At 57.6% G+C, this 21,944-nt stretch carries 12 protein-coding genes and 1 pseudogene; 7 read left to right on the top strand and 6 right to left on the bottom strand.

All coding sequences use genetic code 11. The annotated features are described in order from the left end of the window. Positions 1-38: 38 nt before the first annotated feature. A complete protein-coding gene (locus tag BQ5379_RS07890; protein ID WP_071135593.1) occupies positions 39-704 on the bottom strand; it encodes a succinate dehydrogenase cytochrome b subunit in 666 nt (221 codons plus the stop codon). Between the two features lie 593 nt (positions 705-1,297). Next, the gene (locus tag BQ5379_RS07885; RefSeq protein ID WP_159431233.1) at positions 1,298-2,470 is read right to left on the bottom strand and encodes a 6-bladed beta-propeller; all 1,173 of its coding nucleotides are present in this window, start codon (positions 2,468-2,470) and stop codon (positions 1,298-1,300) included. Positions 2,471-2,905: 435 nt separating this feature from the next. Between BQ5379_RS07885 and BQ5379_RS07875 the strand changes: the two genes are divergently transcribed. The 3 genes and pseudogenes from BQ5379_RS07875 (at position 2,906) to BQ5379_RS07865 (ending at position 6,568) form a co-directional block, all read left to right on the top strand. Next, the gene (locus BQ5379_RS07875) at positions 2,906-3,355 is read left to right on the top strand and encodes a Fur family transcriptional regulator (protein WP_071134925.1); all 450 of its coding nucleotides are present in this window, start codon (positions 2,906-2,908) and stop codon (positions 3,353-3,355) included. Positions 3,356-3,364: 9 nt separating this feature from the next. Next, a pseudogene (locus BQ5379_RS07870) lies at positions 3,365-3,918 on the top strand (NADH peroxidase). 424 nt (positions 3,919-4,342) lie between these two features. Next, complete coding sequence (locus BQ5379_RS07865) at positions 4,343-6,568, top strand: alpha-L-fucosidase (RefSeq protein WP_071134924.1); 2,226 nt, start codon at positions 4,343-4,345, stop codon at positions 6,566-6,568. A gap of 533 nt (positions 6,569-7,101) precedes the next feature. On the opposite strand, the gene BQ5379_RS07860 is transcribed toward BQ5379_RS07865, so the two are convergent. After that, entirely contained in the window at positions 7,102-7,833 is a 732-nt protein-coding gene (locus BQ5379_RS07860; protein WP_071134923.1) for a polyprenol monophosphomannose synthase, read from the bottom strand. 57 nt (positions 7,834-7,890) lie between these two features. Between BQ5379_RS07860 and BQ5379_RS07855 the strand changes: the two genes are divergently transcribed. From BQ5379_RS07855 to BQ5379_RS07840, 4 genes are all read left to right on the top strand, one after another. After that, complete coding sequence (locus tag BQ5379_RS07855; protein WP_071134922.1) at positions 7,891-8,895, top strand: glycoside hydrolase family 20 zincin-like fold domain-containing protein; 1,005 nt, start codon at positions 7,891-7,893, stop codon at positions 8,893-8,895. 101 nt (positions 8,896-8,996) lie between these two features. Further along, positions 8,997-9,449, top strand: a complete 453-nt coding sequence (gene dtd, locus BQ5379_RS07850; protein ID WP_071134921.1) for a D-aminoacyl-tRNA deacylase — start codon at positions 8,997-8,999, stop codon at positions 9,447-9,449. Between the two features lie 232 nt (positions 9,450-9,681). Then, positions 9,682-10,683, top strand: coding sequence for a polyprenyl synthetase family protein (locus BQ5379_RS07845; RefSeq protein WP_071134920.1), 1,002 nt, complete (start codon positions 9,682-9,684; stop codon positions 10,681-10,683). 147 nt (positions 10,684-10,830) lie between these two features. Continuing rightward, positions 10,831-12,198: a dihydroorotase gene (locus BQ5379_RS07840; protein ID WP_071134919.1), complete on the top strand. Its 1,368-nt coding sequence runs from the start codon at positions 10,831-10,833 to the stop codon at positions 12,196-12,198. Between the two features lie 705 nt (positions 12,199-12,903). Here the strand turns inward: BQ5379_RS07840 and rpoC are convergent. The 3 genes from rpoC to rplL form a co-directional block, all read right to left on the bottom strand. After that, positions 12,904-17,148, bottom strand: coding sequence for a DNA-directed RNA polymerase subunit beta' (gene rpoC / locus BQ5379_RS07835; RefSeq protein WP_071134918.1), 4,245 nt, complete (start codon positions 17,146-17,148; stop codon positions 12,904-12,906). Positions 17,149-17,214: 66 nt separating this feature from the next. After that, positions 17,215-21,063, bottom strand: coding sequence for a DNA-directed RNA polymerase subunit beta (gene rpoB / locus BQ5379_RS07830; RefSeq protein WP_083377655.1), 3,849 nt, complete (start codon positions 21,061-21,063; stop codon positions 17,215-17,217). 356 nt (positions 21,064-21,419) lie between these two features. Continuing rightward, complete coding sequence (gene rplL, locus BQ5379_RS07825; RefSeq protein ID WP_071134916.1) at positions 21,420-21,794, bottom strand: 50S ribosomal protein L7/L12; 375 nt, start codon at positions 21,792-21,794, stop codon at positions 21,420-21,422. Positions 21,795-21,944 lie beyond the last annotated feature (150 nt).

Genomic DNA, 21,944 nt, shown 5'->3' with positions numbered 1-21,944 from the left:
AAGTGAAAATGGAATGGTTGACCGGAAGGGGGCCTCTGTTATTTGCCGAAGCAGGAGATCAGCAGCACGGCCACCGGAATCGAGATAAAGCCAACGGCAACGATGAAGGCGTAGACTTTGGCTACGCATTTCCAGCGTTTGATCCAGATCTGGTTGTCGAGGCCGAGGGTCTGGAATGCGCTCCAGAAGCCGTGGCGCAGGTGGAACCACAGGGCGATGATCCAGATGATGTAGAGGATCGAGATCACGGGGTTGGCAAAGGTTTGTACCAACAGAGCATAGGGGCTTTCGACAGCTTCACCGCCGATAAAGTGCTGCATCTGCATGTAGGCCCAGAAGTCGGAGAGGTGCCAGGCCAGGATACCCAGAACGATGATCCCCAGCACGTACATGTTGCGCGATTCCCAGGCAGACGATTTGCTGAGGTTCTGCACTTTGTACTTCACGGGACGAGCGGTCTGGTTTTTGAGGGTGATGACGGTCGCCCAGGCGATGTGGATGATGAACCCGAGGGCCAGCACCGGTACCATCACGCGGATGAAGGGGTTAGTGTCCATGAATGCACACATGGCATTGTAGGCTTCGGGACCTCCGTAGAAGAAGAGGTTGGCGGCCAGGTGGACGAGCAGGAAGAGTACCAGGAAAAGCCCGGAGAGGCTCATCACTAACTTCTTCCCGATGGAAGAGCTCCAGAGTTTACTCATAAGTTTGGTTGTTTTGATGATTGTTATTTTGTAAGCCAGAAGTAAGTGCGGTTTACCATTGTGTCCGAGAGCGGCGCGGCGGTCGCCGACCACGAACGACGTCTGCGGAACGGGCGTATTTTTCACCTGTTTTTCCGTTAACAAAGGTATTTTCCTTTTTCGGATTACACAAATTTTTTTCCGAATGTCCGGGTTAGAATCCGGTCCATGCTCTTCCACACAGATTGAGAGCGGTTTCAGGGTGTCGGAACCAGTCGGAAACTGCACGTCACGACAGCCCTCCCCTGAGCCGCACACCTTCCCCTCCCTCCACATCGGGGATCACTTTCCCCTTCAATTATAAAAGGAATCGCACGAACAGGAACTCACGCTTCGCTTCGTGACCGTCATGTCCCATCCGCACACTGCATCGCAAACAGGCGGCTACCCTCCGAACGGATTCTTTTACCAGCATAGCGCTTCCCGTCCCATTACCTACGTGCTGCAACGACATAGAGAACTTCCCCCTCACTTTCACCCCGTACCAACCCTCCTGTTTTGCCTCCCGCTCCCACCTCACATTACGTGCTCCGCACAGATCCGCCCTCGCGGCGTTATTTACCGGGTTTGAAGCGGATTTTGACCAGCGGCGGATTCCCGTCGTCCGACACCTTCACCCCGACCTGTTCGACGAGGTAACGCTTTAACGGCGAGAAGGTGGCCAGTTCGGCAGCCGAATAGCTCTTGGCATCGTCATACACCCCGTAGAACCAGCCGTCGTCCGACGCTCCGATCAAGAAGGGCGTAACCGACAGCGCCTCGCTCTTCCACTGGATACCGCGCCCGGCTCCCGTAAAATAGAGAAACTCGTAAGACCTCGCCTCCGGGCCGGACGCCATGAAGTAGACAGCCTGGCGAGTCTGTTCGATATAGACCGGCATTTTGTAATAGTCCGAGCGCAGGAAGGTTTGCAGGTGTTTCCACACGCTGCCGCCCAACTTTTTGATATATCCGGAGGGCACGGCCCGCTCCCCGAAATCGATTCTCAACCATGGATGGAATTCCCCCCGGGCATCCGTCCGATAGGCCAGGTTATCACCCTCCTGCGGGCGAAGAATATAGCGGTTGCCGGCCGCCTGGGTGATCGTGGCGACCTGCATGCCGAAATCCTTGCGCGGCAGCGACCGGGCCACCAGTTTTCCTTCGGCATCGTACTGCAACAGACAGTTGAACGGCGTCGCGAAATCATTCGCATCGGCCGGATTGCCGGCATAGAGATAAAAACCGTCGTTCGGCGCCGGAGCGATCCCGTCGCAGGAGTGTTGCAGAGCGGGATCCAGGGCGATCGTCTTCACAAACTTGCCGTCGTCGGCCTGATAGCGGAGCACCTGCCGATAAGCCGTCAGTACCAGTATCGAACGGCCGTCCGCACTCAGACAGAGGTCCGAAGCCCGGACATACTCGCCGGGCCCCTCGCCGATCCGCCCCACCGGGAAAAGGAATTTCCCCGTCTTGTCAAAAACATAGATTCCCGTATGGGTCAGCAGAACGAATGCCCCGTCGGGCCTCAGCACCATTTTATTCATCTCGCCGATCAGCGACTTGGGGGTTGCCTCCAGCATCACGACCTCAACCTTGTCGATGTACGGCGCAATATCCTGCACCGCCACACACTGCTTCAGCGGATAGAGCGTTTTCGGAGCCTCCTCCGGCAGACGCGGCTCCGCCGCAGCGACATATACCCCCAGAATAAATAACAGTCCGATGATTCCGATCCTTTTTTTCATGATCCGACAGTTTGAGGTGAAACATTTCATCCGACTCGCACCGCACCGACCGTTTTCTCCGCTTCTGTCGCTTTCCTGCACCCACTGCCCGCTCGACCTATCCGTCTGCCCCGGCATATTCCATTACGCACCGCCCTCTCTCATGTCCACGAAAGCGTCCGACAAGAGAAAACTCGCACGGCAGTCCGCTACTCCTTTCAAAAATAACATTTTTTCGGGACAATTTTCCCTGTCCGACAGAATATTCAGAGCCTCTTTCCCGTTCTTTTTCACGCATCGATTCCCGTTTGCACACAAAATACCGGGCACCTCGCCGCTCCCCCGAAAAAAACACGGACCGAGCGACAAAACACAAAACTGTGGAACGAATTTTGCAGAATTCAAAAAAGCCGTTATATTTGCATCCGAAATAAAAATGTAACCATTACAAAAATCGTGTCGAGACCAGCAAATACCAGTGAACTGCTCCGGGCACACAACATCCGCCCGTCGCTCCAACGGATCGCCGTGATGGACTACCTGCTTACGCACCGGACCCACCCGACCGCCGACGAAATATACGGCGCGCTGGCTCCGCACATCCCGACCCTGTCGAAGACCACGGTCTACAATACACTGGCCCTGCTGGTGGAACACGGTGCCGCCGCCCACATCACCATCGACCCGCGCGAGTCGCGCTTCGACGGCGACACAAGCCCCCACGGCCACTTCCTGTGCACCGCCTGCGGCACCCTGTACGACGTCTTCTTCGACCCGCTGCCCCAGCTGCCCCTGCCCCCCGGAGGTCATGCCGTCGCCTCGACCCAGATCTACTACCGCGGCACCTGTGCCCAGTGTTGCAAACGGCAAACCGAACGACAAACGAAAAACTCTAACCTTCAATAACGAAACACCATGAAAAAGAAATTCATCTGCACCGTCTGCGGTTACATCTACGAAGGCGAAGAAGCTCCCGACTTCTGCCCGCAGTGCAAACAGCCGAAAGAAAAATTCAAAGAATACGTTGAACAGGAAGGCGCTCTGCACTTTGTAGACGAACACGTGATCGGTGTAGCCAAAGGCGTTGACAAAGAGGTATGGGAGGTCTGAAAGCCCACTTCGAAGGCGAATGCACCGAAGTCGGCATGTACCTGGCCATGAGCCGTCAGGCCGATCGCGAAGGTTACCCCGAAATCGCCGAAGCCTTCAAACGCTACGCCCTCGAAGAAGCTGACCACGCATCGCGTTTCTGCGAACTGCTCGGCGAAGTGGTTTGGGACACCAAGACCAACCTCAAAGCCCGTATGGAAGCTGAAGCCGGTGCCTGCGAAGACAAAAAACGCATCGCTACCCGCGCCAAAGAACTCGGCCTGGACGCCATCCACGACACCGTACACGAAATGTGCAAAGACGAAGCCCGTCATGGCAAAGGCTTCGAAGGCCTCTACAACCGCTACTTCAAAAAGTAAGCGCACACACCCTATCGGCAATTTTTGAAACAGGCTTACAGAATTGCGATATTTCCGTACCGGTTCTCCCCTCGAGAACCGGTACTTTTTTATATACGGGTCTATGTACGGGCGACGCAAAATCTGTAGACGTACACATCTTCTGCATGGAAGACCGCGGTTTAACGAACCAACGCCCATCCTACAAGAAGTAGACTTCACCACCGGCCCATCTACCCTGCTCGGAATTCCCTGCTCCGCAAACAATAAGTTCTCAGCCCCATCATCGGTAAACGCACCGTATATCAGGAGACTACATCCCAACACACTGTCCGGCCAACACGCTTCGGATTCAACACTCTTGTAAAGCCGGAATTAATTACTAACTTTAGCCTGTTTTTATATTTAAATTACCTAAACACCCCATTAACCCTACCTAATCTTTATGAAACCACTCTTCGCAGCACTGCTGGGTGGTCTGTTTGCTATGCAGGCCGCCGCGCAAGAGCCCCCGGTCACCTACCGGAACACCGTCGCCATCGAACCCGGCGACACTCCCGAAACCATCATCGAAAAGGCTGCCCACGTGGTCCCAACGGCCAACCAGATGGAAGCCCTCCGGAACGAATTCATCGCCTTCATCCACTTCGGTCCCAACACCTTCACCCGTATGGAGTGGGGCAGCGGCAAGGAAGACCCCAAAATCTTCGCCCTGCGCGAGCTCGACACCGACCAATGGTGCGAAGCCATGAAAGCCGCCGGCATCCGCATGGTCGTGCTGACGGTCAAACACCACGACGGCTTCGTGCTGTGGCAGAGCCGCTACACCCGCCACGGCATCATGTCCACCGACTTCCGCGACGGAAAGGGCGACATTCTGAAAGACCTCTCGGCCTCGTGCCAGAAATACGGCCTCAAACTCGGCGTCTACCTCTCGCCGGCCGACCTCTACCAGATCGAAAATCCCGAAGGACTCTACGGCAACCTCAGCCCCTACACCAAGCGGACCATTCCGCGCGAAGTTCCGGGCCGTCCGTTCGCCAACAAGACCCGCTTTGAGTTCGTCGTCGACGACTACAACGAATACTACCTCAACCAGCTCTTCGAACTGCTCACCGAGTACGGCCCCATCCACGAAGTGTGGCTCGACGGCGCCCACCCCAAACGCAAGGGAGGCCAGCGCTACAACTACCACGCCTGGAAAGAGCTGATCCACACCCTCGCCCCGCAGGCCGTCGTATTCGGCCGCGAGGATATCCGCTGGTGCGGCAACGAAGCCGGCGGCACACGCCACACCGAGTGGAACGTCATCCCGTACCAGGAGAATCCCGACACCATGTCGAACTTTGCCGACCTGACCGACTTCGACCTCGGCAGCCGCGAACAGCTCTGCAAAGGCAAATTCCTCCACTACCAACCCGCCGAGACCAACACCTCGATCCGCGAAGGGTGGTTCTACCGCGACGACTCGCTCCAGCGCGTACGCAGCACCGACGACGTCTTCGACATGTACGAACGCGCCGTGGGCGGCAACTCGATCTTCATGCTGAACATTCCGCCCAACCGCGACGGCCGTTTCTCGGACACCGACGTCAAGGTGCTGAAAGAGACCGGGAAACGCATCGAAGAGACCTACGGCACCGATCTGCTCGACCGTGCTGAAGGACCCAAAGAGGTGCTCGACCACAATGCCGACACCTACCTGCTGCTCGAAGGTGCCACACCCGAAATCATCATCACCACCCCCGAACCGATCACCCTCAACCGGCTGGCCATCCAGGAAGCGGTCGCCACACAGGGCGAGCGAGTCGAACAACACGCCCTCGACGCCTGGATCAACGGCCAGTGGACCCAGATTGCCCAGGCCACGAACATCGGCTACAAGCGTATCCTGCGTTTCCCCGACGTAACGACCGACCGTCTGCGAATCCGGATCCTCAGCTCGCGCCACACCCCGGCCATCAGCGCCGTCACGGCCCACCACTACAAGGCCCGTCCGCCGCGCCTGAGCGCCCGCCGCGACCTGGAAGGTAACGTAACCATCGAACCGATGCGACAGAACTTCGGGTGGAAAGCCCACGGCGAAGACATCGCCGCCAACCTGAGCGCCGGCTTCAAGATCCACTACACCACGGACGGAAGCGTTCCGACCGCCGCATCGCCCGAATACACCGGTCCCTTTACCATGGCCAACGGCCACCTTTCGGCCGTCGCAATCCTGAACGGCGAAAACGGCGCCCTGCTCGAAGAGCGTTTCGGTTTGATTAAAAAGGGTTGGAAAGTTGTCAACGCAAGCAGTTCAGCATCCGACCACGACGCTGCACTGGCCCTCGACGCCGATCCCGCCACCTACTGGCAGTCCGAGCCGGGAGCCACTCCGCACAGCCTCACGCTCGACCTGGGTTCCGAACAGAAACTGACCGGCTTTGCCTACACGCCCCAGACCGCCGGTCCGCAGGGGATGATCGCCAAAGGCATCATCCGCATCAGCAACGACGGAAAGAAATGGAAAGAGGTGGAAGGTTTCGAGTTCGGAAACCTGGTGAACGACCCCTCGCAGCGCTACCTCTTCTTCAAACATGCGGTCAAGGCCCGCTACGTACAGATCGAAGCGACCGAAATTGCCGGTAACAGCGACGTCGCCGCCATAGCCGAAATCGACCTGCTGTAACCATTTTCTCCGAACGTGCGGGTCCAGGCGCTACCTGTTAATGACAGGCAGCGGCCCTGCCGCCACAATAACTCTCCCCCCTCCGGGGATAGCCCGATAAGAACTCGCCCTCCGTGCCCTCCGCAAACTGCGGAACCGCACGGAGGGCGTTTTTGCTTCATCATCCCCACCGAGAAGCTATCAACACATGCAGTTTCCATACCCCTGCGCTTCCCGGTTTTCACAACACCCACCACTTTATTTCCGAAGGCCATAACCCGCCATTCGTATCGACACACAAAGCCCCAAGTCCCTCCTCCCGCGACGCCATTTCGATACTTCGAGAAACATTTGAGGGAATGGTGTAAATAAATGGAGGAGGTTCCGTAACGGAAACCTCCTCAACTAAAGCCTGTAAAACCAGCGTTTTATAATGGTTAGGATTGTAATCCTAAGAAATCACCCTCACCCGGAGCAATTTGAAGAGGAGAATCAACGAATCCCGACTTCCTCACGGTTTCCTTGTCATCCTCCCGCACGCACTCACCCAAAAGCTAACTGCGCGACGCGGGCAAAATCTTGCGGAAACGCATCCGGAGTACCCCCCAGAAAGCCTCGCCGAAGATACCGCTGCTCATTTTGGAACTGCCCTTGGTCCGGTCCGTAAAGATAATCGGAACCTCGATGGTCCGAAATCCCAACTTCCACGCCGAATACTTCATCTCGATCTGAAAACCGTACCCTTTCATGCGGATCTGGTCCAGGTCGATCGTCCGCAGCACCTCGGCCCGGAAACATACGAAACCGGCCGTACAGTCCTTCACCGGAATGCCGAGCACCCACCGCACGTAGGCCGAAGCGTAATAAGACATGATCACCCGTCCGATGGGCCAGTTGATGACATTGACCCCCGTGACGTAACGCGACCCGATCGCCACATCGGCCCCACCCTCGTGACAAGCCTTGTAAAGCCTCAGCAGGTCGTCCGGATTGTGCGAGAAGTCACAGTCCATCTCGAAGATGTAGTCGTAGCCCTGCTGCAACGCCCACTTGAATCCCGCAATATAAGCCGTACCGAGTCCCAGTTTGCCGCTGCGTTCGATCATATGCAGCCGGCCGGCATACCGTTGAGCCATGGCCTGACGCACGACTGCAGCCGTACCGTCGGGCGATCCGTCGTCGATCACCAGCATGTCGAACGGCTCGGGCAACGAAAAAACCTTCTCGATCATGGCCTCGATATTCTCGATTTCATTGTACGTGGGGATGATAACGAGTCTCTTCATCGGTATGCGGAATTGTATATGGGACTATAAAGGTAAAATTTTTTCGTATCTTTGAGAATGATTTTTCCGAAAAAGATACACATCGCGCACGCCATACCGCACTGGTTCTGCGCCCTTTTCTGCGCCATCGTCCTGCTGGGGGGGCCGCTCACGGCTACCGCACAGCCCAAAAGTTCGGCCGGTCAGCACCAACCCCGCCACGCCGTACAGACCCGCCAGAAATTTCTGCTGGACAAAACCGTCTACGTCACCTCCGACTTCGAACACAGCAACACCGCCGCCGAACTGGCCCAATGGCTCCGTTCGAAAGGTGTGGCCGCCTCGAACGCACTCAACAAGGCCCGTAACCGCATCATTCTACAGAAAGTCCACTCCATCGAAGGGGCATCGGGCAGCGACGCCTGGCAGATCACCATCAAATCCCGCCGCATCACCGTTTCGTTCACGAGCGAAAACTCGCTCCAACACGCCCTCCGCACCCTTCAGGACCGAATTGTAAAAGATGCGAACGGCGTTCAGTGCCTGCAAGGCGGTGTGCTGGCTGACTGGGGAGCCCGCACCGCAGCCCACGACCACGGAGCCATCATCGATGCTGCCACCAGTCTGCGAAGCGTCGGCGACCTCGAAGCCGCTATCAAACGGCTAGGCAGCCGCTCGAAAGAGATCTACCTCGTACTGGTCGACAACAACCATTGGCGCATGGAGAGCCCCTCGCTCGAAGTAGCCTGCACCGCCGGTACCCTCTACCCCTCGGACGGCTACTACCGCACCGAACAGTTGCAACAGATCCTCGCTGCAGCCCAACGAAACCGAATCGAAATCATCCCTACCCTGGAACTGCTCTCCGACAACAGCACCTTCCGATCGACCTTCGGACACTCGAACTTCTCGGTCGAAGGCATGCGGCTCGTACGGGCAGCCATCGAAGACTGTATCGAAGCCCTCCATCCGGCCAAGATCTCGCTGGGAACCATTTCGCCCCAGGCCGACATGCGCTACATGGAGTTCATCTCCAACCTGGCCTCGATGCTCGGCGTCGAACTGATGATTATCGAACCCTGAACCGCCCAACTTCCGCTGCGGCGGGCGATATCCTCCCGCGTCACAGCGGAACCAGCAGTGGAACCTTACGATACGAAACCTACACAAAACCGAACCTCACCATGCGAGCAGTGGTCCAACGGGTAACCCAGGCATCGGTCGCCATCGACGGCGAGCAGGTCGCACACATCGGCTGCGGTCTGCTGATCCTGCTGGGGGTAACCGAAGGCGACACCCAGGAAGACGTAGAGTGGCTCGCCGGTAAAATCGCACGCATGCGCATCTTTGCCGACGAAGCACAAGCCATGAACCGATCGATCACCGACGTAGGCGGCCAGGCACTGGTCGTGAGCCAGTTTACGCTCTACGCCTCGACCCGGAAAGGCAACCGTCCGTCGTTCATCGGCGCGGCCCGTCCCGAGACAGCCGTACCCCTTTACGAAGCATTCGTCGAGCAACTGACCCTCGAAACCGGCCGCCCCGTCCCCACCGGACGCTTCGGGGCTGACATGCAGGTATCGCTCGTCAACGACGGCCCTGTGACGATCATCATCGACACCAAGTCCCGCGAATAGCCGGGGCCGGTCGTCATCCGCCACCCCGTCCGACTGGCAGTATCATCGCCGGCCTGCAGGTCTTCGGCCGAAACCGGGTCTGATCCGCCACGGAGTCCCTCTCGCCCCCCCGTCGCCCGGCAGGCCGGTAGCCCCAGACGAGCGGAGAACTAGAAAACCGGAGGAGCGGAGGAGCGGAAAAACTGAAGACCAGAGACCGGGAGACATAACATTAACAGGCGCCCAAAAGTATATGGCCCGATTAGAAGATATTATCGCACCCGTAGAATCAGAATTCCGGGCATTCCGGGAACTGCTGAACCAGGTAACCCTCTCCGAGTTGCCCTTCATGCGCCCCATCACGCGGGACATCCTGCACAGCGGCGGCAAACAGATGCGTCCGCTGCTGACCCTGCTCGTCGCCGCGCTCCACGACGATGCCCGCGATCCCCGGGTGCAGGCCGGAGCCGTTCTGATCGAGATGATCCACTGGTCGACGCTGGTACACGACGACGTGATCGACGAAGCCTACGTGCGACGCGGACAGTGGACCCCCGGTACCCTGCTCCGATCGAAATCCGCCGTGCTCGTCGGCGACTACCTCTTCTCGAAAGGGCTCTCACAAGCCTCACGCGCCGGCAGCTTCGGAGCCATGCGCTCCGCCACGCGGGCCATCGAACTGATCGTCGACGGCGAGCTGATGCAGATGGAACACGCCCGGAGGCTGGACAACTCCGACGCAACCTACACCGAGATCATCCGCCACAAGACCGCTGCCCTGATCGCCTCGGCCGCCGAATGCGGCGTGCTACCCGTATGCGACGACCGGCCGGATGCTCCGCAGGTCACGGCCATGTACCGTTTCGGCGAGCTGCTCGGCCTCGCCTTCCAGATCAAAGACGACATTCTCGACTTCGGCTTCGCGGAAGACGGCAGCCAGTTGAAAACCGGCAAAGTGCTCTGCAACGACCTGCGGGAGCGGAAAATGACCCTGCCCCTGATCCACGCCCTCGACGAAGCCGCCCCGGCCGACCGACGCAACGTCCTCAAACACCTGCGCCGCGCCGCCGAACGCACCGCCTCGGTCGAGTGGCTGCGCAGTTTCGTCGCACAAAGCAACGGCATCGCCTACTCGGTTCAGACCATGGAGCGGTACCTCAACGAAGCCCTCGGACTGTTGGAAGCCTATCCCGCCTCTCCGGTTCGGAAAGCACTGCAGGAGTACGCCGCCTACGTGGTCGGACGCAGTTTCTGACGGAAACCCCGGGGACATACCCACCCCCGGCCCGCGCACCATACCAGATGGGAGCACGGGAGCCGATCGCCGCGACAGCCGTCACAGGCACCGCCCCCGGTACATACACACGCTTCACAGACAGACACCTGAAACAAGATCCCCGATATGATACTGATAGATCACGCAAAAATCTGCAACGAAGGTCTCACTTTCGACGGATGGATTACCCTTGACGGCGAACGGATCCACGCCGTCGGCCCGGGCGAATGTCCCGACGAGATACGCACGCAGGCCACCGAAACGCTCGACGTTCACGGCGCACTAGTTCTGCCGGGCGTCATCGACGACCAGGTTCACTTCCGCGAACCGGGTCTGACCGAAAAGGCCGAGATCCTCACCGAATCGCGCGCCGCGGCAGCCGGCGGCGTCACCTCCTACATGGAGATGCCCAACACCCGCCCGCCGGCAACCACCCTCGCCCTGCTCGAAGAGAAGTATGCCCGCGCCGCTGAAGTATCGGCCGTCAACTACTCGTTCTACCTGGGCGCCACCAACGACAACATCGCCGAAATCGAACGCGTCGACCCGGCCCGCATCTGCGGCGTCAAAGTATTCATGGGCTCCTCGACCGGGAACATGCTGGTCGATAACGAAGAGACGCTGGCCGACATCTTCCGCCTCTGCCCCACCCTCGTAGCCACCCACTGCGAAGACGAAGCCACGGTCCGTGCCAACCTCGCCATGGCCTGCACAGCCTTCGGCGACAACATCCCGATCGCCATGCACCCGCTGATCCGCAGCGCCGAAGCCTGCTACCGTTCGACCGCCCACGCCGTCGAACTGGCCCACAAATACGGCGGTCGGCTCCATGTGCTCCACCTCAGCACGGCCCGTGAACTCGAACTCTTCGAACGCGACAAACCCCTCGCGGAAAAACGCATCACGAACGAAGTCTGCGTCCACCACCTCTGGTTCAGCGAAGGCGACTACGCCGAACGGGGCAACTTCATCAAATGGACCCCCGCCGTGAAGTCGGCTGCCGACCGCGACAGCCTTCGCGCCGGCGTCCGCAGCGGCCAGGTCGACCTGGTCGCCACGGACCACGCCCCGCACCTGCTGGCCGAGAAACAGCGCCGCTACCTGGAAGCTCCCTCGGGAGGGCCGCTCGTACAGCACTCGCTGCCGGCCATGCTGACACTCGCCGAACAGGGAATCTTCACGATTCCGCAGGTCGTGGAGCGGATGTGTCACGCTCCGGCACGACTGTTCCGCATCGAGGAACGCGGATTCCTGCGCCCGGGCTACTATGCCGATCTGGCAATCGTCGGACTGGGCCAGCCGTGGAGTGTTTCACGTGAAAACAACGCTCCGGGCGAACGACTGCTCTCGAAATGCGGCTGGTCGCCGTTCGAGGGCATTACCCTGACGGCCAAAGTCCTCGCCACCTTCGTCAACGGCCAGCAGGTCTTCTCGGCCGAAAACGGAATCGACGAATCTGTCCGCGGGAAACGACTGACCTTCGGGAAAGCATAGAGACAGGGGGCGCGACTCCACGCGGTGACCGGTAACCAGTGGGCCGTAAGAGGACACCCATCACTCCCACCTGTCCGCCAAAGTGCGATTGAATAATTGTACGGGTTGCATCTTGCGGAACAACAGTTCCGTTCTGCCACCCGACGGACACCGAGCGATTGATCCCCCGTCCATAGATAAGCCTGTAAAGAGCGCGAGCCAGGTACGTTAAAACGCACCTGGCTCGCGCTCTTTTTTAACGACACATTCCTGACGGGGGAAGCGGGGTCATTGTACACACAGCTCCATCCCAACATTCCGGCATAAAGCACGACACGGATGTTACAGAACAACCGGTTGCATCTGTAATAAAACTGATAAACATATACAACAGCGGGAGTAATCGGCAAGGGACAACAATAGCTAAAACAACGTTTTACCTCCGCACCTTACCCGACTCCTCGCCTTTCACGCTCTCCATGCCCCTTAAAGCCTTTCATACTCTCCGTACTGCATATTGTCCCATACTTTTTTCATATCCTCTGGTTCTTTTCACCCTCGTCCGACACCACATTCCCGTATAAAAAATAAGGCCGTGCCTGCAGAAGTTATTTTCCCGGTACCATCCCCTGCATCACCCCTCTCTCACTGCAAAAAAGCGAGGCGATGGTTCCGTTGTAACGGAAACCATCGCCTCGCTGGCATTTCAACTGTTTCGGGAAAGTCCTATTCAACGGTCAGCCCGTCGGCAGCAGCCTCAGCAGCCGATGCCACCGATTCTTTGGGGCCGACGATCAGATCCTGGAAATCGCGGATACCGGTCCCGGCAGGAATCAGGTGACCGCAGATCACATTCTCTTTCAGTTTTTCGAGCGGGTCGACCTTCGCATTGATGGCGGCTTCGTTCAGCACCTTGGTTGTTTCCTGGAAGGATGCGGCCGACATGAAGCTGCTGGTCTGCAGTGCGGCACGGGTGATACCCTGCAGGATCTGGTTCGAGGTGGCCGGAACGGCATCACGTACCTGTACCTCTTTCAGGTCCTTGCGACGCAGCGTGGAGTTCTCGTCACGCAACTGACGCAGCGTAACGATCTGGCCGGCGTGCAGCACGGTCGAGTCGCCGGCATCCGTAACGACTTTCTTTTCGTAGATGTCGTCGTTCTCTTCCATGAAGTCCCACTTGTCGACGATCTGTTCGGGCAGGAATTTGGTGTCTCCCGGATCTTCGATGCGCACTTTGTTCATCATCTGACGGACGATGATCTCGAAGTGTTTGTCGTTGATCTTCACACCCTGCATGCGGTACACCTCCTGGATCTCGTTGACGATATACTCCTGTACCTTGGTCGGACCCTGGATGGCCAGGATGTCTTCCGGGGTGATGGCACCGTCCGAAAGGGGCATACCGGCACGGATATAGTCGTTTTCCTGTACGAGGATCTGCTTCGAGAGCGGTACGAGGTATTTCTTCACTTCGCCGGTACGCGAGGTAACGGCGATCTCGCGGTTACCGCGTTTGATCTTGCCGAACGATACTTCACCGTCGATTTCGGAAACCACGGCGGGGTTCGACGGGTTACGCGCTTCGAAAAGCTCGGTAACACGGGGCAGACCCCCGGTGATGTCGCCGGCTTTGCCGACGGCACGCGGAATCTTGATCAGGATATCGCCGGCGTTGACCTTGGCGTTCTCCTTCACGACGATGTGAGCGCCCACGGGCAGGTTATACTGTTTCTTCTCGTCGCCGCTCTTGTCGAGGATCTTGATGATCGGGTTCTTGGTCTTGTCGCGCGATTCGATAATCACTTTCTCTCGATAACCGGTCGTTTCGTCGGACTCTTCGCGATAGGTGACGTTTTCGATAACGCTATCGAAGGTGACTTTACCGCTGAACTCACTGATAATAACGGCGTTGTAGGGGTCCCATTCGCAGAGGAGGTCACCCTTGGCCACTTTGTCGCCGGTGTTGACGTACAGCGATGCACCGTACGGCAGGTTGGCGTTGTAGAGGATGGCGCCGGTATTGTCGTCGACGATACGCAGGTCGGCCATTCGGCTGATCACCATATAAACGGTGCGTCCGGTGTCGTCCTTGCGTTCGACCATCTTGAGTTCGTCGATCTCGATGTGACCGTCGTAACGGGCAACGATCTTGTTGTCGGCTGCCGAACCACCGGCCACACCACCGACGTGGAACGTACGCAGAGTCAGCTGCGTACCCGGTTCACCGATCGACTGTGCAGCGATGACGCCGACCACTTCGCCTTTCTGGACCATGCGTCCGGTGGCGAGGTTACGGCCGTAACATTTCGCACAGACCCCTTTGCGGGATTCGCAGGTCAGCACCGAGCGGATCTCGACGGTTTCGATGGGCGACTCTTCGATGGCTTTGGCGATATCTTCGGTGATCTCTTCACCGGCTTTGACAATCAGCTCGTTGTTGAGCGGGTTGTAGATGTCATGCACCGAGGTACGGCCAAGGATACGTTCGTAGAGCGACTGTACGACCTCTTCGTTGCGTTTGATGGCAGTAGCCTGCAGACCGCGGAGGGTGCCGCAGTCGTCTTCGTTGATGATGACGTCCTGAGCCACGTCCACCAGACGACGGGTCAGATAACCGGCGTCGGCGGTCTTCAGCGCGGTATCGGCCAGACCTTTACGCGCACCGTGGGTCGAGATGAAGTATTCCAACACGCTCAGACCCTCCTTGAAGTTCGACAGAATCGGGTTTTCGATGATCTGTGCGGCGGAGTCGGTCGATTTCTGGGGCTTGGCCATCAGACCACGCATACCGGAGAGCTGACGGATCTGTTCCTTCGAACCACGGGCCCCGGAGTCCAGCATCATGTAGACGGGGTTGAAGCCCTGGTCGTCTTCGGTGAGCTGTTTCAGCAGGGTCTGGGTCAGCTTCGAGTTGGTATGCGTCCAGATGTCGATGATCTGGTTGTAACGTTCGTTGTTGGTGATGAAACCCATGTTGTAGTTTTCCATCACTTCGGCCACCTGGTTGTAACCGTCCTGAACGAGTTCTTCTTTCTCTTTCGGGATGATCACGGCGTCGAGGTTGAAGGACAAACCACCGCGGAAGGCCATCTTGTAACCCATCGACTTGATGTCGTCGAGGAAGTTAGCAGTGATAGCGGCACCGCACTGTTTCATCACGTCGCCGATAATGTCGCGGAGCGACTTCTTGGTCAGCAGCATGTTGATATAGCCGACCTGCTTCGGAACCACCTGGTTGAAGATGATTCGACCCACGGTGGTGTCGATGATCTTGCCGGGTTCGAGGCGGAGTTTCACCTGTGCGTGGAGGTCCACACGTCCTTCGTTGTGGGCGATGATGGCCTCTTCGGCCGAGTAGAAGACGAGGCCTTCGCCTTTGACGCCTTTACGCGGTTTGGTGATGTAGTACAGACCGAGCACCATGTCCTGCGAGGGGACGGTGATCGGGGCACCGTTGGCGGGGTTCAGGATGTTGTGCGAACCGAGCATCAGCAGCTGGGCTTCGAGAATGGCGGCGTTGCCCAGGGGCAGGTGGACGGCCATCTGGTCACCGTCGAAGTCGGCGTTGAATGCGGTACATGCCAGCGGGTGCAGCTGCAGGGCCTTGCCTTCGATCAGTTTGGGCTGGAAGGCCTGGATACCCAGACGGTGCAGCGTAGGAGCACGGTTCATCAGCACGGGGTGACCCTTGATGACGTTTTCGAGGATGTCCCAGATCACGGGGTCCTTGCGGTCGATGATCTTTTTGGCCGATTTGACGGTCTTCACGATGCCGCGCTCGATGAGCTTGCGCACCACGAAGGGTTTGTAGAGTTCGGCGGCCATATCTTTCGGGATACCCATTTCGTGCATCTTCAGCTCGGGGCCGACGACGATTACGGAACGGGCCGAGTAGTCGACACGTTTACCGAGGAGGTTCTGACGGAAACGACCCTGTTTCCCTTTCAGCGAGTCGCTGAGCGACTTGAGCGGGCGGTTCGATTCGGTCTTGACGGCGTTGGATTTGCGGGAGTTGTCGAAGAGCGAGTCTACGGCTTCCTGCAGCATACGTTTTTCGTTACGCAGGATCACTTCCGGCGCTTTGATCTCGATGAGCCGTTTCAGACGGTTGTTGCGGATAATCACACGACGGTAGAGGTCGTTCAGGTCGGAGGTGGCGAAGCGGCCGCCGTCCAGCGGAACGAGGGGGCGCAGTTCCGGCGGAATGACCGGAATAACGCGCATGATCATCCACTCGGGTTTGTTGACGTCGCGCGACGAGCGGAAGGCTTCGACCACGTTCAGACGTTTGAGGGCTTCGCTCTTACGCTGCTGCGAGGTTTCCGTCGAGGCTTTGTGACGAAGCGAGTAGGAGAGTTCGTCGAGGTCGAGCCGCTGCAGCATCAGTTCGAGGGCTTCAGCACCCATCAGGGCGATGAACTTGTTGGGGTCGTTGTCTTCGAGTGCGCGGTTGCCTTTGGGCAGGGTATCGAGGATGTCGAGGTACTCTTTTTCGGTGAGCAGGTCACCCTCTTCGACGCCTTCGGCTACACCTTTCTGGATCACGATGTATCGTTCGTAGTAGATAATCATGTCCAGTTTCTTGGTGGGGATGCCCAGCAGATAGCCGATCTTGTTGGGCAGGCTGCGGAAGTACCAGATGTGGGCGACGGGGACCACCAATTGGATGTGGCCCATGCGTTCGCGCCGCACTTTCTTCTCGGTCACTTCGACGCCGCATCGGTCGCAGACGATGCCTTTGTAGCGGATGCGTTTGTACTTACCGCAGTGGCACTCGTAGTCTTTGACGGGACCGAATATACGCTCGCAGAACAGACCGTCGCGTTCCGGTTTGTAGGTCCGGTAGTTGATGGTCTCGGGCTTGAGGACTTCGCCGCTCGACTTTTCGAGGATCTGCTCGGGCGATGCCAGCGAGATGGTAATCTTGTGGTAGTTGCCCGGGGCTTTGTTGTCTTTATTATATGCCATAGTTGTTATTGTTCCTTGTTGAGTGTGAAAGTTTGGAGGGGTCGGACCCGGTAATCGCGGGTGGTATTACTCGAGTTTGACGTTCAGACCCAGACCGCCGAGCTCGTGCAGCAGCACGTTCATGGCTTCGGGGATACCGGGTTGCGGCATGTTGTCGCCTTTCACAATCGCTTCGTATGCTTTGGCGCGCCCTACCACGTCGTCCGATTTGATGGTCAGGATCTCCTGCAGGATGTTGGCGGCGCCGAAGGCTTCGAGCGCCCAAACTTCCATCTCCCCGAAACGCTGACCCCCGAATTGGGCTTTACCGCCCAGCGGCTGTTGGGTGATGAGCGAGTAGGGACCGATCGAACGGGCGTGCATCTTGTCGTCGACCATGTGGCCGAGTTTCAGCATGTAGATCACGCCGACGGTGGCGGGTTGGTGGAACATTTCGCCGGTACCGCCATCGTAGAGGTAGGTGCGACCGCTACGCGGGATACCTGCTTTTTCTGCGTATTCGTTGATCTCGTCGAGGCTGGCGCCGTCGAAGATCGGGGTAGCGAACTTCACGCCCAGTTCACGGCCGGCCCATCCGAGCACGGTTTCGTAGATCTGGCCGAGGTTCATACGCGAAGGCACACCCAGCGGGTTCAGCACGATGTCGACAATCGTACCGTCAGCCAGGAAGGGCATATCCTCGTCGCGCACCACTTTGGCGACGATACCCTTGTTACCGTGACGACCGGCCATCTTGTCGCCCACGCGGAGTTTGCGTTTCTTGGCGATGTAGACTTTGGCCAGCTGGATGATGCCCGAGGGCAGCTCATCCCCGTTGGTGATGTTGTATTTTTCGCGTTTGAGGCGGGCGTCGAGCTCTTTATATTTGATAATGAAGTTGTTGATCAGCGCTTTGATCAACTCGTTCTTATCCTTGTCGGCGGTCCACTTGGTCGGGTTGATGTTCAGGTAGTCGAGTTCCTGAAGCATCTTCTGGCTGAACTTGGTGCCTTTCTCGATCACTTCCATGCCGAAGTAGTCCTGGATACCGGTCGTGGTCTTGCCGTTCAACAGGGTCCAGAGTTTCGACACGAGGATTTCGCGAAGGGCGGCCACTTCCTGATGGAAGTTGGCTTCAGCCTTCTCGATCTGGGCTTTTTCGCTGAGTTTACCCTTTTTGCCGCCCTCTTTACCGGCGCGGGTGAAGAGTTTCTTGTCGATCACGACACCGTAGAGCGACGGTTGGGCTTTGAGCGAAGCGTCTTTCACGTCGCCGGCCTTGTCGCCGAAGATGGCACGGAGCAGTTTTTCTTCCGGACTCGGATCGCTCTCGCCTTTCGGGGTGATCTTACCGATCAGGATGTCGCCGGGTTTGACGTTGGCGCCGATACGGATTACACCGTTTTCGTCGAGGTCTTTGGTGGCGTCTTCGCTGACGTTCGGGATATCGCTGGTGAGCTCTTCGACACCGCGTTTGGTGTCGCGAACTTCCATGATGTATTCGTCGACGTGTACCGAGGTGAAGATATCCTCACGCATCATGCGTTCGGAGATCACGATAGCGTCCTCGAAGTTGTAACCCTGCCAGGGCATGAAGGCCACTTTCAGGTTACGGCCGAGTGCCAGTTCGCCGTTGTCGGTCGAGTAACCCTGGGTCAGGATCTGACCGGCGTGCACGCGCTCGCCCTTGCGCACCATCGGTTTAAGGGTGATCGAGGTGCTCTGGTTGGTTTTGCGGTACTTGGGCAGTTTATAGACGGTAACTTCGGGATCGAAGCTGACGAATTTTTCGTCTTCGGTGCGGTCGTATTTGATGTGGATCTCGGTCGAGTCGGAGTGCACGACTTCACCGTCGCGTTCGGCCACGATCTGGGTACGGCTGTCACCGACCACAGCGGCTTCGAGACCGGTACCGACGATCGGTGCTTCGGCACGCAGCAGCGGCACGGCCTGGCGCATCATGTTCGATCCCATCAGGGCACGGTTGGCGTCGTCGTGTTCGAGGAACGGGATGAGCGATGCGGCGATCGAGGCGATCTGGTTGGGCGCCACGTCCATCAGCTGCACCTGGTCGGGGGTCACAACCGGGAAGTCGCTGTCCAGACGGGCTTTGATCTGCTCGTCGGTGAGGGTTCCGTCGGGGGCCACTTTGGCTTCGGCCTGTGCGATCACCAGTCCTTCTTCCTCTTCGGCGCTGTAGAAACGGATATGCGAGTTGTCGGTGTCGACTTTCCCGTTTTCCACGGTGCGGTAGGGGGTTTCGATGAAGCCCATGTCGCTGATCTTGGCGAAAACGCAGAGCGACGAGATCAGACCGATGTTCGGACCTTCCGGGGTTTCGATCGGGCAGAGACGACCGTAGTGGGTGTAGTGCACGTCACGCACCTCGAAACCGGCACGCTCACGCGACAGACCGCCGGGACCGAGGGCCGACAGACGACGTTTGTGGGTCAGTTCGGCCAGCGGGTTGGTCTGGTCCATGAACTGCGACAGCTGGTTGGTCCCGAAGAAGGAGTTGATCACGCTCGAGAGGGTCTTGGCGTTGATCAGGTCGACGGGCGTAAAGACTTCGTTGTCGCGCACGTTCATGCGTTCGCGGATCGTACGGGCCATGCGGGCGAAACCGACGCTGAACTGGTTTGCCAGCTGCTCGCCGACGGTGCGCACACGACGGTTCGACAGGTGGTCGATATCGTCCACATCGGTCTTGGAGTTGATCAGCTGGATCAGGTATTTGATAATGGCGATCATATCCTCGCGGGTCAGCACTTTGACTTCGCTCGGAATGTCGAGGTTGAGTTTCTTGTTGATCCGGAAACGGCCCACGTCACCCAGGTCGTAGCGTTTGTCGGAGAAGAAGAGTTTGTCGATCACGTCGCGTGCGGTGGCTTCATCCGGCGGTTCGGAGTTGCGCAGCTGACGGTAGATGTAAACGACGGCCTCTTTTTCGGAGTTGCAGGGGTCTTTCTGCAGGGTGTTGTAGACGATCGAGTAGTCGCTGGCCGAGGCCTGTTCCTTGTGGAGCAGAAGGGTCTTCTCGCCCGATTCGAGGATGTCCTCGATGTGCTCTTCGGAGAGGACGGTTTCGCGGTCGATGATGATTTCGTTACGCTCGATCGATACTACTTCGCCGGTATCTTCGTCCACGAAGTCTTCGGTCCACGATTTGAGCACGCGGGCTGCGAGCTTGCGGCCGATGGCTTTCTTGAGGGTGGCTTTGCTGACTTTGATTTCGTCGGCGAGGTCGAAGATTTCGAGGATCTGACGGTCGCTCTCGAAACCGATGGCACGCAACAGGGTGGTTACGGGCAGCTTTTTCTTACGGTCGATGTAGGCGTACATCACGTTGTTGATGTCCGTGGCGAACTCGATCCACGAACCTTTGAACGGGATAATACGTGCGCTGTAGAGTTTCGTACCGTTGGAGTGCATGCTCTGGCCGAAGAAAACGCCGGGCGAGCGGTGCAGCTGCGATACGATAACGCGTTCGGCACCGTTGATGACGAACGTACCGCGGGGGGTCATATAGGGTACGGCTCCGAAGTAGACGTCCTGGATCACGGGATCGAAGTCTTCGTGTTCGGGGTCGGTACAGTAGAGTTTCAGCTTGGCTTTCAGGGGCACGCTGTACGTCAGGCCGCGTTCAAGACATTCGTCGATGGAATATCTCGGCGGATCGATGTAGTAGTCGATGAATTCAAGGACGAAGTTGTTCCGGGTGTCGGTGATGGGGAAGTTCTCCATGAACACCTTGTAGAGCCCTTCATCGAGACGGTTCTCTGCGGTGGTTTCGAGCTGGAAAAAGTCCTTGAAGGATTTCAGCTGCACTTCCAGAAAGTCGGGATAGTCCATCCGCAGGCTGGAGGAGGCGAAGCTGATTCGCTGCGGTTTCTGAGGCGTTGCCGCTGCTGCCGTGTTGTTGGTGTTGGAAGGCATGTTCTTTGGTTACGGAATGAGTAATATGTCTGAACAGCGCTAAAAGAGAGATTCCGGAACGATTCTTTGACCAGGCTGTCCCGGAAAGGTTCGGAGTGTTTCATGTCCGGCGGGCTTTAGCGGTTCCGCCTCGCAACTCTGCTCTTCCCCTTGCGGCCTGTTGTGTGTTTTTATGGCTGCGCGACTGTATGTTATGGGTTCGCGGCCATCGGTTCAGCCCGTCTGCTGTGGCAGGGGGCTCCAAAACCAGAAAAAGGCGCAAGGCTCACCGCCAGTGAGCCTTACACCGTTTCTTATTCTCAAGGTGCTGATTTGTAAACCTTTTCGGGCTTTTACACCCTGAGACGTGAACCGAATTACTTCAGTTCTACTTCGGCACCAGCTTCTTCGAGCTGAGCTTTCAGCGATTCGGCTTCTTCTTTCGAAACGCCTTCTTTCACAGCTTTCGGAGCGCCGTCTACGAGATCTTTGGCTTCTTTCAGACCCAGGCCGGTCAGTTCTTTCACGATTTTAACGACCTGCAGTTTGGCCTGACCACCCGATTTGAGGATCACGTCGAAAGAGGTTTTTTCAGCGGCGGCTGCTTCGCCAGCGGCTGCGGGAGCAGCTACTGCTACGGCTGCGGCTGCCGGTTCGATACCGTATTCTTCTTTCAGAATGGTAGCCAGTTCGTTTACTTCTTTTACGGTCAGGTTTACCAGCTCTTCAGCCAGTGCTTTGATGTCTGCCATCTTGTGTTATTGTTTTAAAAAAGTTATTAAATGTGCTTGTTTGCCTCCTTCCGAGGGATCTTACCGCTACCTTTCTCTCCGGACGCCCGATCCGCCTTACGGGTTCGGATTTCTCCATCCCTGAATGTCAGGCGAACCTGTCACGGTTGT

Source organism: Millionella massiliensis, from assembly GCF_900104655.1.
GTDB lineage: Bacteria > Bacteroidota > Bacteroidia > Bacteroidales > Rikenellaceae > Rikenella > Rikenella massiliensis.
Note: the sequence above shows the minus strand (reverse complement) of the source record. Positions and strands in the feature narration are given on the sequence as shown.

Excerpts from the sequence above, each read along its gene's own strand:
- BQ5379_RS07890 (WP_071135593.1), bottom strand. The coding sequence starts at position 704 with ATGAGTAAACTCTGGAGCTCTTCCATCGGGAAGAAGTTAGTGATGAGC.
- BQ5379_RS07885 (WP_159431233.1), bottom strand. The coding sequence starts at position 2,470 with ATGAAAAAAAGGATCGGAATCATCGGACTGTTATTTATTCTGGGGGTA.
- BQ5379_RS07865 (WP_071134924.1), top strand. The coding sequence starts at position 4,343 with ATGAAACCACTCTTCGCAGCACTGCTGGGTGGTCTGTTTGCTATGCAG.
- BQ5379_RS07860 (WP_071134923.1), bottom strand. The coding sequence starts at position 7,833 with ATGAAGAGACTCGTTATCATCCCCACGTACAATGAAATCGAGAATATC.
- BQ5379_RS07855 (WP_071134922.1), top strand. The coding sequence starts at position 7,891 with ATGATTTTTCCGAAAAAGATACACATCGCGCACGCCATACCGCACTGG.
- dtd (WP_071134921.1), top strand. The coding sequence starts at position 8,997 with ATGCGAGCAGTGGTCCAACGGGTAACCCAGGCATCGGTCGCCATCGAC.
- BQ5379_RS07845 (WP_071134920.1), top strand. The coding sequence starts at position 9,682 with ATGGCCCGATTAGAAGATATTATCGCACCCGTAGAATCAGAATTCCGG.
- BQ5379_RS07840 (WP_071134919.1), top strand. The coding sequence starts at position 10,831 with ATGATACTGATAGATCACGCAAAAATCTGCAACGAAGGTCTCACTTTC.
- rpoC (WP_071134918.1), bottom strand. The coding sequence starts at position 17,148 with ATGGCATATAATAAAGACAACAAAGCCCCGGGCAACTACCACAAGATT.
- rpoB (WP_083377655.1), bottom strand. The coding sequence starts at position 21,063 with ATGCCTTCCAACACCAACAACACGGCAGCAGCGGCAACGCCTCAGAAA.
- rplL (WP_071134916.1), bottom strand. The coding sequence starts at position 21,794 with ATGGCAGACATCAAAGCACTGGCTGAAGAGCTGGTAAACCTGACCGTA.